General features: G+C 66.2%; 16 protein-coding genes and 1 pseudogene. 2 read left to right on the top strand and 15 right to left on the bottom strand.

Going from position 1 to position 14,625, the window contains the following annotated elements; genetic code table 11:
- Positions 1-84: 84 nt before the first annotated feature.
- Together AC5Y5C_RS12505 and guaB are read right to left on the bottom strand one after the other, a co-directional pair.
- Entirely contained in the window at positions 85-1,221 is a 1,137-nt protein-coding gene (locus AC5Y5C_RS12505) for a GuaB3 family IMP dehydrogenase-related protein (RefSeq protein ID WP_499972508.1), read from the bottom strand.
- A 26-nt stretch (positions 1,222-1,247) separates the two neighbouring features.
- Positions 1,248-2,783 carry an IMP dehydrogenase gene (gene guaB, locus AC5Y5C_RS12510; RefSeq protein ID WP_499972510.1) on the bottom strand — a complete coding sequence of 512 codons (1,536 nt, stop codon included), beginning with the start codon at positions 2,781-2,783 and terminating at the stop codon, positions 1,248-1,250.
- A gap of 174 nt (positions 2,784-2,957) precedes the next feature.
- Between guaB and AC5Y5C_RS12515 the strand changes: the two genes are divergently transcribed.
- The gene (locus AC5Y5C_RS12515) at positions 2,958-3,362 is read left to right on the top strand and encodes a DUF5319 domain-containing protein (RefSeq protein WP_499972511.1); all 405 of its coding nucleotides are present in this window, start codon (positions 2,958-2,960) and stop codon (positions 3,360-3,362) included.
- 16 nt (positions 3,363-3,378) lie between these two features.
- Here AC5Y5C_RS12515 and AC5Y5C_RS12520 read toward each other — a convergent pair whose 3' ends face one another.
- The 3 genes from AC5Y5C_RS12520 to AC5Y5C_RS12530 form a co-directional block, all read right to left on the bottom strand.
- The gene (locus AC5Y5C_RS12520; RefSeq protein ID WP_499972513.1) at positions 3,379-4,740 is read right to left on the bottom strand and encodes an anti-sigma-D factor RsdA; all 1,362 of its coding nucleotides are present in this window, start codon (positions 4,738-4,740) and stop codon (positions 3,379-3,381) included.
- Positions 4,733-5,311, bottom strand: a complete 579-nt coding sequence (locus AC5Y5C_RS12525) for a sigma-70 family RNA polymerase sigma factor (protein ID WP_078288326.1) — start codon at positions 5,309-5,311, stop codon at positions 4,733-4,735. Before AC5Y5C_RS12525 ends, AC5Y5C_RS12520 begins: the two co-directional genes overlap by 8 nt.
- 89 nt (positions 5,312-5,400) lie before the next feature.
- On the bottom strand, positions 5,401-6,246 hold the full coding sequence (locus AC5Y5C_RS12530; protein ID WP_499972516.1) for a hypothetical protein: 846 nt from the start codon (positions 6,244-6,246) through the stop codon (positions 5,401-5,403).
- Positions 6,247-6,594: 348 nt separating this feature from the next.
- Between AC5Y5C_RS12530 and AC5Y5C_RS12535 the strand changes: the two genes are divergently transcribed.
- Positions 6,595-6,885, top strand: coding sequence for a WhiB family transcriptional regulator (locus tag AC5Y5C_RS12535; protein ID WP_030096777.1), 291 nt, complete (start codon positions 6,595-6,597; stop codon positions 6,883-6,885).
- 72 nt (positions 6,886-6,957) lie between these two features.
- Here the strand turns inward: AC5Y5C_RS12535 and AC5Y5C_RS12540 are convergent, their stop codons facing one another.
- The 10 genes and pseudogenes from AC5Y5C_RS12540 to alr all read right to left on the bottom strand — a co-directional run bounded on the left by AC5Y5C_RS12540 (position 6,958) and on the right by alr (position 14,597).
- Positions 6,958-7,299 (bottom strand): DUF4333 domain-containing protein, encoded by a 342-nt coding sequence (locus AC5Y5C_RS12540; RefSeq protein ID WP_499972519.1) that lies wholly within the window; start codon positions 7,297-7,299, stop codon positions 6,958-6,960.
- Positions 7,300-7,373: 74 nt separating this feature from the next.
- The gene (gene groL, locus AC5Y5C_RS12545) at positions 7,374-8,999 is read right to left on the bottom strand and encodes a chaperonin GroEL (protein WP_499972521.1); all 1,626 of its coding nucleotides are present in this window, start codon (positions 8,997-8,999) and stop codon (positions 7,374-7,376) included.
- A gap of 108 nt (positions 9,000-9,107) precedes the next feature.
- Entirely contained in the window at positions 9,108-9,407 is a 300-nt protein-coding gene (gene groES, locus AC5Y5C_RS12550; RefSeq protein WP_070952100.1) for a co-chaperone GroES, read from the bottom strand.
- Positions 9,408-9,590: 183 nt separating this feature from the next.
- Positions 9,591-9,683 (bottom strand): annotated as a pseudogene (locus AC5Y5C_RS12555) (nuclear transport factor 2 family protein); the annotation flags it as partial.
- A 14-nt stretch (positions 9,684-9,697) separates the two neighbouring features.
- A complete protein-coding gene (tsaD, locus tag AC5Y5C_RS12560) occupies positions 9,698-10,732 on the bottom strand; it encodes a tRNA (adenosine(37)-N6)-threonylcarbamoyltransferase complex transferase subunit TsaD (protein WP_499972523.1) in 1,035 nt (344 codons plus the stop codon).
- Positions 10,733-10,744: 12 nt separating this feature from the next.
- Positions 10,745-11,212, bottom strand: a complete 468-nt coding sequence (gene rimI / locus AC5Y5C_RS12565; RefSeq protein WP_499972525.1) for a ribosomal protein S18-alanine N-acetyltransferase — start codon at positions 11,210-11,212, stop codon at positions 10,745-10,747.
- Complete coding sequence (gene tsaB / locus AC5Y5C_RS12570) at positions 11,209-11,832, bottom strand: tRNA (adenosine(37)-N6)-threonylcarbamoyltransferase complex dimerization subunit type 1 TsaB (RefSeq protein WP_499972528.1); 624 nt, start codon at positions 11,830-11,832, stop codon at positions 11,209-11,211. The genes rimI and tsaB overlap by 4 nt, the downstream gene beginning before the upstream one ends.
- Complete coding sequence (gene tsaE / locus AC5Y5C_RS12575) at positions 11,829-12,296, bottom strand: tRNA (adenosine(37)-N6)-threonylcarbamoyltransferase complex ATPase subunit type 1 TsaE (RefSeq protein ID WP_499972530.1); 468 nt, start codon at positions 12,294-12,296, stop codon at positions 11,829-11,831. Before tsaE ends, tsaB begins: the two co-directional genes overlap by 4 nt.
- The gene (locus tag AC5Y5C_RS12580; protein ID WP_499972531.1) at positions 12,293-13,384 is read right to left on the bottom strand and encodes an alpha/beta fold hydrolase; all 1,092 of its coding nucleotides are present in this window, start codon (positions 13,382-13,384) and stop codon (positions 12,293-12,295) included. Before AC5Y5C_RS12580 ends, tsaE begins: the two co-directional genes overlap by 4 nt.
- The gene (gene alr, locus AC5Y5C_RS12585; protein ID WP_499972533.1) at positions 13,374-14,597 is read right to left on the bottom strand and encodes an alanine racemase; all 1,224 of its coding nucleotides are present in this window, start codon (positions 14,595-14,597) and stop codon (positions 13,374-13,376) included. The genes AC5Y5C_RS12580 and alr overlap by 11 nt, the downstream gene beginning before the upstream one ends.
- Positions 14,598-14,625 lie beyond the last annotated feature (28 nt).

Consider the following 14,625-nt stretch of genomic DNA (forward strand, 5'->3'; position numbering starts at 1 on the left):
ACCTCCGCGTGGTCACGTTACCGACCAGTATGGAATACAACGAGGGGGGTTATGTAAATTAGGTCACCCTAAGTAGACACATGTCTAAGAGTTGACGGTCAACCCGACCTTCTGAAATTCCTTGAGATCGCAGTATCCGGACTTCGCCATCGAACGGCGGAGCCCACCAACAAGATTCAACGTGCCAAACGGGTCGTCGGACGGCCCGGCGAGCACCTCGCTCAGCGGGGGCCGCTCACCCACAGCCACCTGCAGCAGTGCGCCACGGGGCAGCGAGGGATGTGCGGCGGCATTCGGCCAGAACCACCCGTCACCCGCGGACTCCTGTGCGGCGGCCAGGGGTGTACCCAGCACGACGGCATCGGCGCCACAGGCGATGGATTTCGCGAGATCTCCCGAGGTGTGGATGTCGCCGTCGGCCAGCACATGGACATACCTGCCACCGGTCTCATCGAGATACTCACGACGGGCGGCGGCGGCATCGGCGATGGCGGTGGCCATCGCGACGCTGATACCCAGCACCTCTCCGCTGGTCGTCGCACCCGCGGTCTGCCCGTACCCGACGATGACACCCGCGGCCCCGGTCCGCATCAGGTGCAGGGCCGTGCGGTGGTCGATCACGCCACCGGCGACGACGGGGATGTCCAGTTCGGAGATAAAGGTTTTCAGGTTGAGCGGTTCACCGTCGCGGGCCACCCGCTCGGCCGAGACGATGGTGCCATGGATGACCAACAGGTCGATACCGGCGGAGATCAAATGTGGGGTGAGCAGCTGCGCGTTCTGCGGGCTCACCCGCACCGCGGTGGTCACCCCGGCCCCGCGAACCTCGGCGATGGCCGCCGCCAACAGCTCGGGATCGATTGGCGCCGAATGCAATTGCTGCAGCAGGCGAATCGCGGTGGACGGTTCCGGCTCCTTCTGGGCAACCTCGACTACCTCGGCAATCCGGGCCTCGACGTCGGCGTGCCGGCCCCACAGCCCCTCACCGTTGATGACGCCGAGGCCACCGGCTCGGCCAAGTTCGATGGCGAAGCGCGGCGAAACCAGCGCATCGGTCGGGTGCGCCACCACCGGAATCTCGAAGCGGTAGGCATCGAGCTGCCATGCCGTCGACACGTCCTGTGAGGAACGAGTGCGACGTGACGGGACGATGTTCACGTCATCGAGTTCGTAGGTACGTCGGGCGCTTCTGCCCATGCCTATTTCGACGAGGTCACGCATGTTGACTTCCTTTGCGGTGCCGACTGTTAACGCACGTAGTAGTTCGGCGCTTCGGCCGTCATGGTGATGTCGTGCGGATGGCTCTCCTTGAGCCCCGCCGCGGTGATCTGTACGAACTGGGCGCGCTGCAGCTCTTCGATGCTCGACGCCCCGGTGTACCCCATGGCAGCGCGCAGGCCACCCGTCAGTTGGTGCATGACCGTCGACAACGGACCACGGAACGGAACCCGGCCCTCGATACCCTCAGGTACCAGCTTGTCCTCCGACAACACGTCGTCCTGGAAGTAGCGGTCCTTCGAATAGCTTCGCCCGGTGTTTCCGGCCGCACCACGGCCCTGCATGGCGCCCATGGACCCCATGCCGCGGTAACTCTTGAACTGCTTGCCGTTGACGAAGATCAAATCACCGGGCGACTCCGCGGTGCCAGCCAGAAGCGACCCGAGCATGGTCGTGGATGCACCCGCCGCAAGCGCTTTGGCGATATCACCCGAGTACTGCATGCCGCCGTCGGCGATCACGGGAACACCGGCGGGGTGGCAGACGGACGCCGCCTCAAGGATTGCGGTGATCTGCGGCGCACCGACGCCCGCCACCACGCGAGTGGTGCAGATGGAACCGGGGCCCACACCGACCTTCACCGCGTCGGCGCCTGCCTCGATGAGCGCCGCGGCGCCCGACCGGGTGGCGACGTTCCCACCGACCACGTCGACGCGCTCGCCCACTTCGGCCTTGAGCTTGCCGACCATGTCCAGCACCTTGCGGTTATGCGCATGCGCGGTGTCCACGATCAGCACATCGACACCGGCGTCCACGAGTGCCATGGCCCGCGTCCATGCGTCATCGCCCACACCCACAGCCGCACCGACCAGAAGCCGCCCGTCACTGTCCTTGGTGGCATTGGGATGCTGTTCGGTCTTCGCGAAATCCTTCACCGTGATGAGGCCGGTCAGGCGGCCCTCACCGTCGACGATGGGCAGCTTCTCGATCTTGTTGCGGCGTAACAGGCCCAGCGCGGCGTCTGCGGTCACTCCCTGACGCGCCGTAATCAGCGGCGGCTTGGTCATCACCTCGGCGACCGATTTGGACAGGTCTGCCTCGAACCGCATATCGCGGTTGGTGATGATGCCGACGAGCGAACCGGCCTTATCGACGACCGGCAGACCCGAGATGCGGAATCGGGCACACAGTGCGTCGACTTCGGCGAGGGTGTTGTCGGGCGAGCAGGTCACCGGGTTGGTCACCATCCCGGCCTCGGACCGCTTCACGGTCTCGACCTGACTGGCCTGGTCCTCCAGAGAGAGATTGCGATGCAACACCCCCATGCCTCCCGCACGGGCCATCGCGATGGCCATCCGGGCCTCGGTCACCGTGTCCATCGCCGAGCTGACGAGCGGGACATTCAGTCTGATCCGCTTTGTCAGCTGCGAGGACGTGTCGGCGCCGTTGGGCAGCACATCCGAAGCGGCGGGTAGCAACAGCACATCGTCAAAGGTCAACCCGAGCATGGCGACCTTGTGCGGGTCGTCTCCGCCGGTGTGGACGGACCCTGCCGCAATGGTCATTCAAGCCTCCATGCCAGATAGCCGTCGTATACATCCCGGTGCGCAATGGGCGCGCAACTAGGAAGGAGTAGATCCATCCTATCGGCTCGCCTCGACTGCAATCTCGCGGACATGTGCTCGGACATGCCCCACGTGAGCTGGCGCGCGAACCCGCGAACTGCGTACTCTAAGAGTGTGCGCGACCACTTTCCGCCGGGATTGCCACCAGATCCTTTCGCCGACGATCCCCACGATCCGTCGGCCGCACTCGACGCGATCGAGCCGGGTCAACCGCTCGATCCTCAGGAGCGGATCGCGGTCGAGGAGGACCTCGCCGACCTCGCGGTCTACGAGGCGTTGCTCGGCCATAAGGGCATTCGCGGATTAGTCGTTTGCTGCGACGAATGCCAGCAGGATCACTACCACGACTGGGACATGCTCCGCGCTAACCTGCTGCAGCTACTCGTCGACGGAACCGTGCGACCGCACGAGCCTGCCTTCGACCCGGAGCCGGAAGCCTACGTGACCTGGGATTATTGCCGGGGATACGCAGATGCCTCACTCAACGAGGCAGCGACGGACCGCGACGGATTCCGCTGATTTAGCCGCTCTCGGCCTACTCGCCGGAGCTCGAACCCGATCCACTGCCGTGACTCGATGATCCCCCACCCGGGTTGGCCGGTGCCGCCGGCACCGAGGTCATCACCGGCATGTGCCGTGGCGGACCGTCGGAGCCCGAGCCCGCGTTCCCACCACTGCCGGGTAAGCCATTGATGCTCCCGGAGCCCGGGTTGTTGACGGGCGCCTGATAGATCGGCACTGGGTTGTCAGGGGTCCGGGTAATCGGGGACGGAGCCTGGATCGTCGTCGGCGCCGTGATGACGGGGACATCCCCGGCTCCGCGCTGGGTGGTGACGATGGTCACCCCCTCAGGAGTGGTGGGGACGGTCACAACGGGGACCGTCGAGGGCGCCGTGGTGCCGACTGTCGGCCCCGGCACGGATGTAGACGGGATAGGCGCCGTCGTCGTCACCGGCGCACTGGACGCGGTCGAGGTGACCGTCGAGGCCGAGCTCGGGGGCGTCGACGTGGCCGAAACGGTGGCCGAGGCAGACGTCGATGCGGAGCTCGTCGATACGGAGCCGGAAGTGCTCGTCTCGGTCGGCGAGGAGGACGTGGCCGTCGACTCTGTCGGCGATGAGGGCGTCGTCGTCTCCGACGTGGTGGACGTGGTGGACGTGGTGGACGTGGTGGACGTTGTCGAAGTCACCGAGGTCACCGAGGTCGTCGTGCTCGTGGTGGTCACAATCACCGGAGGCGACAACATGATTCGTGGTGTCTCGGTCGCCATCTCCGGCGGCACCGTGGCCACTGGGTCCTTGGCGTCGATCCTGACCTCCGCCTGCTGTACCCGGCTGGCCAGTTCTGCCTTCTGCTGAGCGTCGCCGACCTCGTTGACGCGCGCGGCAGCCACCTCAAGCTGCTGCTGCGCGCCCTCCCAATCACCTTGGGAAATAAGCTTTTCCACCTGAGCAAGCTCAGTCTGCGCCGACAGCACCACGGGATCGGTGCGCACCGTCGGACCCGCACCGAACAACGAGGTACGGAGCCCGTACAACGCGTCACCGGGATGCGATTGGTACACCGCCGCACCGAATCCACCGAACAGCAACGTCACGGCGGCAGCTGAACCCACCGTGGTGGCCAACAGCCGCGAACGGCCGCCCCGATCACGCAAGGCGTTACGCGCCTGCCCGAGTGTGGGTTTCGCAGGCATCGGCTCGCGCCCGACATCCTCGCGCCACGCGGCCAACATCATCGCCACGGCGTACTCGTCGGAATCGGAGGTTGCCACCGGCAGATCTGCCGCAATGGCGTCGATCATCCGGTTGGTGCGCCGCAGTGCCGCCAGGTCCTCGGGCCCCTCGTCGCCCGGCCTGCCCGGCCCGCCGGGGAACCATCCGCGTCCATCAGCCACGGTGATCACCCGCCCGGGTCATCTCGGCCTTGAGTCTCTGCAATGCCCTGTGCTGCGCCACGCGCACCGCACCCGCGCTACTGCCCACCGCGTCGGCGGTCTCCTCTGCCGACAGGCCGACGACGACCCGCAGGATCAGGATCTCGCGCTGCTTCTCTGGCAGCACTTCCAGCAGGGCCTGCATCCGTCGCGCCGACTCGGAGTTCAACGCCTCCTGCTCGGGTCCCGCGTGGCGGTCGAACTGCTCTGGCAGACTCTCGGCAGGATCGGACTTGTCCCGCGCCATCGCACGATGCGCATCAGCCACCTTGTGCGCGGCGATGCCGTACACAAACGCCAGGAACGGGCGTCCCTGGTCCTGATAGCGAGGCAGCGCTGCGATCACCGCGAGACACACCTCCTGCGCTACGTCGTCTGCGGAGAGACCACTTCTTTCCGCCGTTCCGACACGCGCGCGGCAATATCGCACCACGACGGGCCGGATGGCACTAAGTACCTCGGAAAGCGCGTCGCGATCGCCTTTGACGGCAGCAGCAACGACGTCGTCGAGCCCGCTCTCCGTACTTGTCATCGACTGCGCATTCCCCAGCGTTACGTGTGGTGCACCGTGGTGGTGCTGTCACCTAGGACAATAGCGTTGGACATCGAGGGGTAACGCATTTAGTCCACCACCTCGAGGCGCCAACGGCCGCCCGCATGGGCTATCCACGCGGCACAGTCGCGGCGAATAGCAACGAGGTCTTCATGACTTTGCCCTGCCTCCTCCGCAGCGGGCAGACTCACCAGCATCGCCGCCAGCGCCCAGCGCAGCGGGACCAGCCCATGGGCCGTCGCGGCCCGCAGTCCACGCGCCGCAACGGCCGCCGATTCCGTGAAATCGCCCGCACTACTGAGCGCCGCAGCGAGCACCATCGCTGTCTTGACCTGGTGTCTTACCGATGGAACGTCCAGCGCGAGCCGTTCGGCGGTGCGGGCGTATCGCAACGATCGCGCGCCGTCACCGGACACCATGGCCAACTCGGCGCGCACCCAGGCCAGGCGCAAAGGCAGGCGCCATGGCCAACGGACGTCACCGTGCGCAGATAGCCCCTCGGCCTGTCCCAGTAACGCGTGAGCAAGCGGGAATCGCCCCAATCCCAATGCATCCGCCGCCAATCCGATGAGCGCGTCGGACCGAGCCTCCGCGTCGGCATCGGCCATCGCCAACGCTCGGCCATCCAATCCGCGGGCCTGCGCATGCCATCCAAGCTGGCGCAGGAGCGACGCGCGTGTACTCAGCGACAGCGAGGCAAGCCGATCCGTGCGGCCCGTGGGCACCTCCAAGGCGTTCAACTCGGCGTGCGCGGCGGCATAGCGCCCCGCTCCCCCCAGCGCCACGGCCCGCAGCCAGGCATCCTCGGGTGCCGAGGCGGCCGGAAATGGCCAGATTGCTGGATGCAGCCCGAAGGCGGCATCGGTGAGCTCGGCTGCTGCGGTCGTTCGGAAAGTCACCATCGGAGCGGCCACCGTACCAATTCCCCAAAAAATGGAGTTAACAGTTGATGCAGCGGACGTTAAATCCACGTCAACCAGTGTCGTAAACACTTACCCAACGCAGCGTTAAGGAAACGAAAAACCCACGGCCAAAACACCCTGACCACGCAGGTGAGCGAGCGTTACATACCAACGAAGAGCAAAGACGATGAACGTGATGTTAATTCTGGACCTAATGGTGTGATGTTGCCATGATCATCGCCTATTGACTGTATTTCGACCGCGCACCTACTTTGTGTACACCGCTTGTCATCGGCGACACGTCTGGTGCACTTCACTCACGCGCAGGTCGACTGCGCGCGCAGCGAGAGGGTTAACCACATGCCGCAGCCACAGCAATTGCCTGGGCCCAACGCAGATATTTGGGATTGGCAGATGAAAGGCCTTTGCCGAGGGGTCGATTCGTCCGTCTTCTTCCATCCCGACGGTGAACGCGGCCGTGCCCGCGCACAACGCGAGATGAAGGCCAAGGAGATGTGCCGGGCATGCCCGGTGCTGGTGCAGTGCCGCGCACACGCGCTGGCCGTCGCCGAACCGTACGGAATCTGGGGCGGACTCTCCGAGTCCGAGCGCGAACTGATTTTGCGTCGCGGGATACGCCGCAGCGCCTAATACGTGCAGCATGCGTTGGGCCCCCGCAACCATTCATCGGGTTGCGGGGGCCCAACGTTTGCGGCGACCGGTCTAGGTGGTGGAACCCGCCGGCTGGTCGTCGACCTTCCAGTTGAAGGAAATCTGCGATCCCTGCACGTCGGTTGCCGTGACGGTGACGCCGATCGTCTTCCCCTCGCCATCGCGGACCTCGCACCGCTGCGTCGCGCCCTTATCGCCCTTCAGCGGGCCGTCGCACGTGGCGCCGCTGAGCGTGACCCCGGTCCTGTCCCTGATTCCGTCCTTGAGCCCCTGCTCCAGCTTCGCCTTGGCGAGTTCAGGGGACGATGACCCCACACCGAAGTGCGCCCCGCAGCCCGAGAGCATCAGCCCGACGAGGACGAGCCCCGTCAGTCTGGACGTGTGAATAGCCATCTGTTCAGTAAACCTCCGCAGAGACGAAAGCACCCCCGGGCCTTCAGGGGCCGGGGGTGTCTTCGTAGCGCTAACTAGTGAGCGTGACCGTGGTGGCCGTGTCCGTGGCCGTGGTCGGCCTGCTGTGCCGGCTTCTCCACGATGGTGGTCTCCGTGGTCAGGATCATCCGGGCCGCCGACGCGGCGTTGATGACAGCCGAACGGGTCACCTTCACCGGGTCGATGACGCCGTCGGCGATCAGATCGCCGTACTCCAACGTCGCGGCGTTGAAGCCGTGTCCGGCATCCAGCTCGGCCACCTTGCTGACCACGACGGCTCCGTCCAGGCCCGCATTGGTGGCGATCCAGAACAGCGGCGCGGACAGCGCGGCTTCGAATACGTCGACGCCCTTGGCCTCGTCACCCTTGAGCTCGACACGCAAGCCGTCCAGTGCCGAACGGGCCTGCACCAGGGCGCTACCGCCGCCGGCGACGATGCCCTCCTCCACGGCCGCCTTGGCGGCCGAGACGGCGTCCTCCACGCGATGCTTGCGCTCCTTGAGCGCGGTGTCGGTGGCAGCGCCCACCTTGATCACCGCGACGCCGCCGGCCAGCTTGGCGAGGCGCTCCTGCAGCTTCTCGCGGTCCCAGTCCGAGTCGGTGGTCTCGATCTCCGCCTTCAGCTGGGCAACGCGCGCCTTGATGGCGTCCTCGGTGCCGCCGCCTTCGACGATGACCGTCTCGTCCTTGCTCACCACGATGCGGCGGGCGGTGCCGAGCACCTCGATACCCGCTTCGCGCAGGGACAGACCCACATCGGGATTGACCACCTGGGCGTTGGTGACGATGGCCAGGTCCTCCAGGAACGCCTTGCGGCGGTCACCGAAGAACGGCGCCTTGACCGCGACGGCCTTGAGGGTCTTGCGGATCGCGTTGACGACCAGGGTGGACAGCGGCTCGCCCTCCACATCCTCGGCCACGATCAGCAGCGGCTTGCCTTCCTTGGCCACCAGCTCCAGCAGCGGCAGCAGATCGGGCAGCGAGCTGATCTTGTCGCGGTGCAGGAGCACCAGCGCGTCTTCCAGGATCGCCTTCTGCTCGTCGAAGTCGGTGACGAAGTACTGCGACAGGTAGCCCTTGTCGAACTGCACACCGTCGGTGATGACCAGCTCGGTGTTGATGGTCGACGACTCCTCGACACTGACCACGCCATCCCGGCCGACCTTAGTCATGGCCTGGCCAACCAACTCGCCGATCTCGGCGTCACGCGAGGAGACCGTGGCCACCTGGGCGATGGCGTGCTCGCCGGATACCGGGGCGGCCACCGTCAGCAGACGCTCGGACACCGCATCCGCGGCGCGGGCAATACCGATGCCGAGTGCGATCGGGTTGGCACCGGCGGCCACATTGCGCAGGCCGGCCTTGACCAGCGCCTGGGCCAGCACCGTGGCGGTGGTGGTGCCGTCACCGGCGACGTCGTTGGTCTTGGTCGCCACCGACTTGACGAGCTGGGCGCCCAAGTTCTCGAACGGGTCCTCCAGGTCGATATCGCGGGCGATGGTGACGCCGTCGTTGGTCACGGCGGGACCGCCGAATGCCTTGGCCAGCACCACGTGCCGTCCACGGGGACCGAGCGTGACCTTGACCACGTCGGCCAGCTTGTTGACCCCGGCTTCCAGGGCGCGGCGCGCGGTCTCATTGAATTCGATCAGCTTGCTCATGAGTTCTCTCTATTCGGCTGACTCAGTACCGGACAGGAATGGCTAAAAACGCGTGCCGCCCCGGAAACCGCCTGCGATGCAGGGCGATTCCGGGGCGGTCACACGGTGTTACTTGCTAACGACTGCCAGCACGTCGCGAGCCGACAGGATCAGGTACTCCTCGCCGTTGTACTTGATCTCGGTGCCGCCGTACTTGCTGTAGATGACGACGTCGCCCTCGGACACGTCCAGGGGGATCCGCTTGTCGCCATCCTCATCCCAGCGGCCGGGGCCAACTGCGACGACGGTGCCTTCTTGCGGCTTCTCCTTGGCGGTGTCCGGGATGACCAGACCAGAAGCGGTCGTGGTCTCGGCCTCATTGGCCTGAACGAGGATCTTGTCCTCGAGTGGCTTGATGTTCACGGCCACAGTGATCCCTTTCCCTCTCAGGGTGGCTCGGTGGGCCTGATGCCCATGAGCCTGGATTGTCAACAGATGTTTCGGCGGCCGGATGCGTGTCGCGCCGTCGTCGCGGGTGCCGACACGACGTACAAACGATCGCCGTCTAGCACTCTATACATGAGAGTGCTAGCGCTCAAGGCTGGGTTGTCCTTATCCGTTCAGGGGCCCGATATCCATGAGCAGATGCGCTGACACATCGCCGATCATCGCAACCTCCACCCAGCGCGAACTGAAGTACCCACCCTGCGAGGCGCTCATCACCGCACCTGCCCCTTCACGACCGGCAGCCCCGGATCCGTGGCGGCCTGCAGGGAGGACGGCTGCGCCCCCGCCGCCACCAGGTGTGCCGCGAAGGAGGCGATCATGGCGCCGTTGTCGGTACACAACCGCAGCGGCGGCACCCGAAGCGTGATGCCCGCCTCGGCGCACCGCTGCTCGGCGAGTTCGCGCACCCGCGAGTTGGCGGCCACACCTCCGGCGATCAGCAGCGTCGACACCCCCAGATCCTTCGCGGCGCGCACTGCTTTCATGGTCAGCACATCGGCCACCGCCTCCTGGAATCCCGCGGCCACATCGGCAGGAGAGAAATCGGGTGCTTCACGGTGTTTTTCGACGTAGCGCGCGACGGCCGTCTTGAGCCCGGAGAAGCTGAAACTATGCCTGTCGTCGCGCGGCCCCGTCATCCCGCGCGGAAACGGAACCGCCGACGAATCACCTTGCCGCGCAAGCTCGTCAAGGGCCTTGCCGCCCGGGTATCCGAGACCGAGTAGCCGGGCCACCTTGTCGTAGGCCTCACCGGCGGCATCGTCGACGGTGGCACCGAGCTCCTCAATGGGCTCGGCCAGCGACCGCACGTGCAACAGGCTGGTGTGTCCGCCCGAGACCAACAGCGCCACGCATTGGGGCAGGGGCCCGTTCTCGTAGACATCGGCGGCGATGTGCCCACCCAGATGGTTGACGCCGTAGAAGGGCACCCCCCAGGCCAGTGCCAGCCCCTTGGCAGCCGCGACGCCAACAAGGAGCGCACCCGCCAGGCCGGGGCCGATAGTCACGGCGATCACGTCGGGCTTTTGCACGCCGGCGATGTCCAGGGCGCGCCGCGCGGTGACGCCGAGTGCCTCCAGGTGGGCGCGGGATGCGATCTCGGGTACGACCCCGCCGAAACGTGCGTGCTCGTCGACGCTGGAGGCCACCTCATCGGCCAACAGCACCACCGACCCGTCCGGGGTCAGTTCGGCGATACCCACTCCGGTTTCATCGCAGGAGCTTTCGATGGCAAGGATGACTGTCATGGCGGGTTCAGCCTATTTCACAGCATCGTGCGCAGGGCGTTTCATGGTGAAGGCATCGGCCCCGCTGCCAGGGTAATACCGCTTGCGCACGCCGACGGTCTCGAATCCGGTGCCGTGGTACAGCGCGATGGCCGCCTCGTTGTCGGTGCGCACCTCCAGGAACACCGGCCCCGGGTCCCGGTCGGCATGCGCGAGCAGCGCATCGAGCAGACGCCGCCCTATCCCCTGCTTCTGATACGCGGGGTCCACGCCGATGGTGTGGATCTCGTACTCCGGTTCGTGATGTCCCAACCGGGAGATACCGCCGTATCCCACGACCGTGTATCCGTCCCTGGCCGCCAGGTAGTAGATGTGAGTAGACGCAAGTTCGGCCCGGAAGGCCGCCTCCGGCCACGGGTCGTCACCGGCGAACAGAATCGCCTCGAGTTCGGCACACCGACGGGCATCGCGCCGGCGAAGCCGCTTGAGCTCGACCGTCATCGACGGGGTTCTTTGGCATCGGGGCGACGCAGATACAGCGGCGTCAAGGCACCCGGGGGCTGGCTCCAATCCACCACCTGCACCAGCCGGGACGGTGACGGGTACTGGCGATCGAGCACCAGAAGGTCGAAAAGTGCTGTGTGGTCCGGCGATCCGGCAACCCTGGCGTAGCCCTCTAACGACACATCTACGGGCGCGTCGACGGCCGGGCCGCTGATGCGCGTGCCGTCCCGATAACCTGCCCAGTACACCTCCCGCCGGCGCGCGTCGGTCACGACGAGGACGCTGCCGGCGGTGTCGCAGCCGATGGCGTCGAGCGTGCATACCGGGTACACCGGGATGTCCAGCGCCAGGCCCATGGCCGACGCGGTCGCCATACCCACGCGCAGTCCCGTGAACGGCCCCGGGCCGCAACCCACCACGATCGCGTCGAGCTCGCCGACCGGTACGCCGGCGTCCGCACAGGCCGCCCCGATGTTCGGCGCGAGAGCCTCGGCATGCCCCTTGGCGCCCATGGTGATTCGTTCAGAAAGGGTATTCAGGGTTCCGTCCGCAGAACGCCTGACAAGCCCCGCCGTGATGGCAGGGGTGGCCGTGTCCACGGCGAGTATCACGCTCATGACTGACTGCTCCAATGCCACGTTGCGGTGCGCTCGTCGGAGTCGGCCGCGCGTGCCAGCCGGATGTCCAGATGGTGTTCCGACAGCCGCTCGGCCAGCCCCTCGCCCCATTCGACGACGACCACCGAATCGTCCAGGTCGGTATCGAGGTCCAATGAGTCGAGTTCGCCGATAAGGTCGGCACTTTGATGTTCCAGCAGTCGGTAGACGTCCACGTGTACCAGCGCCGGGGCCCCCTGGCGGCGCGCCTCATGAACCCGCGCGAGCACATACGACGGCGAGGTGACCGGGCCATCGACATCCATGCCCTGGGCAATCCCCTTGGCCAATGCCGTCTTTCCGGCCCCGAGCGGCCCGCTGAGAACCACGACGTCGCCCGCGGCGAGATCGCGCCCGATCTGTGCTCCGAAATCCAGCGTGTCCTGCAGCGTGGGCAAGGCGACGCTTCCCGACTGATCGATCACAGGCCGGTCCGATCGCGCAGGCGCTGTTTGATGGCGGCGAAAAGTGTTGGGGTAGAACGCCTGACCAGCCGGTCAATGCCGTCGTTGACGATTTCCGGATGTTCCAGCTGCACCAGATGCCCCGATTCGCGCACCAAGATCAGCTCGTTGTGTCCACGTGGCTCCCATTGCGCTGCCATGGACTCCGATTGGACCTGAGGGGTCAGCATGTCCGTATCGCCGCACACCACCAGGCTGGGTAGCGGTGCGATGGTCGGCAGCGCCGCCGTCTCGTCGTGCTCCTCGAGCGCCCGCAGGAAATCCACGATGGTCGTGACCGGTGTCTGGTGGATCATTCGCTCGCTGAACTTCACCAGGGTGGGGCTCACCCGCTGGCCTCCGTAGGAGGCGGCCTGCAGCACCGGACCAACCAGCGACTTGATCGCGCCGCGGCCGTGGTGGGCAGGGCGCGGCGCGTAATGCACGGCCGTCCGCAGGATGCGCAGCGCCGGATTGCGCAATCCCTCGCCGATCGCCGTGTGCGAAAGGCCTTCGGCTGCACTGGCAATCAAGCCGACCCCCACAATCCGGCGGCCATACTGCTCGGGGTGGCGTCCGGCGTGAGCGAGGATGGTCATGCCGCCCATCGAATGCCCCACCAGGACCGCGTTGCCCCGCGGCACCAGCACCCGCAGCACCGATTCGAGATCGTCGCCGAGCTGTCTGATGGTGCATGACTTCGGTGCGGGCAGCCCCGAGCGCCCATGTCCGCGTTGGTCATAGAAGACCATTCGGACGTCGTCACCCCAGCGGCCGGCCAGCTCGCGGCGCTGGAAATGGAAGGACGCCATCTGCAGACAGAAACCGTGTACAAATACGACGGTCAGCGGCGCATTCGACGGGCCCACCTCGCGAACCGCGAGCGGCACACCGTCATCGGTCATCACGATGCTGCCGCGATCGGTCTCCAAGAGGTCGAAGTCCTCATCGCGGTAGGGGTCGTCGAACCTGCGTCTGCCGATCGAGCGCGCAGTGCCGACACCGGCCACCGTGACCACGGCACCGAGCCCTGCCACGCCGGCCAGCCAGGCGTTCGATTTACTGCTCAACGGACCCGGAATCCCGGTACGTCCGCACTATCCTGCCCCGCGGGGAGGTGACCACCTCGTAGGCGATGGTGTCGAGCAGCTCCGCCCAGCCCTGCGCGGTCGGCTCTCCATCCGCGCCCGGACCGAAAAGCGTTGCGACATCACCCGGCTTCACGCCGGCCTCGTTGCCGCCCAGATCCACCACGAACTGGTCCATGCAGACCCGCCCGATGTTGGGGTAACGGCGCCCACCGATGGCCACCTCGAAGCGGTTGCCCAGTCCTCGAATCACACCATCGGCGTAACCGATGCCGACGAGCGCCGCGTTGGTGTCGTGCGGAGCGGTCCATACGTGCCCGTAGGACACGCCCTCACCGGCCCGCACCGGCTTCACCGACGACACCGCACAGGTCACGGACATCGCCGGGGTCAAACCAAAGGACCGGCCTCCTGGACTGAATGCCGCCGACTCCACGGCTCCGGGCATCGGGTTGATGCCGTACAGCGCGATACCCGGGCGCACCATGTCATATCGGGCATCGGGACGGGTCAACGTGGCCGCCGAATTCGACAGGTGTGCCAGCTCATAGCGCAATCCCAGGCCGCGCGCCAATGCAAGAGCCTCGTTGAACCGGCCGATCTGCATGTCAATGGTGGGATCACCGGGCCGATCGGCATAGGCGAAATGAGACATGATGCCGCGCAATCGGATTGACTGCTCGGCCTGCGCCTTCGCCAATGCCTCGAAGAGGTCCTGAGTGTACTCGGCCGGGACGCCGTTGCGATTGAGCCCGGTGTCCACCTTGACGGTCATGATCGCCTGACGCCCGGTAGATTGCGCCGCCGCGAGCAGCTCATCGAGCTGGTCGAGCGAGGACACCGCGACCTCGACATCAGCGGTCAGCGCGGCGGCGTAGTCGGCGCCCGGCGCGTGCAGCCAGGCGAGCAGCGGCGCATCGATCCCACCCGCGCGAACCTGCAGTGCCTCGCTGATGGTGGCGACACCCAGCTCGTCGGCGCCCGCGGCGAGCGCGGCGCGGGCGACCTGCACGGCCCCGTGCCCATACCCATCGGCCTTGACGACCACCATGAGCCGCGCCGGACCGGCGTACTCGCGCAGCAATTCAACGTTATGCGCGATGGCGCCGAGGTCGATGACGGCCTGAGCCGTGGTCTCTCCCCTGTTCGGCGGGAGACCGGCTGCTGTCTGCGGAATTTTCGTCACCGCCCGCATTGTCCCATCACCCCGCCAAATCCCCGAG

The organism is Mycobacterium sp. NGS15, assembly GCF_059813245.1.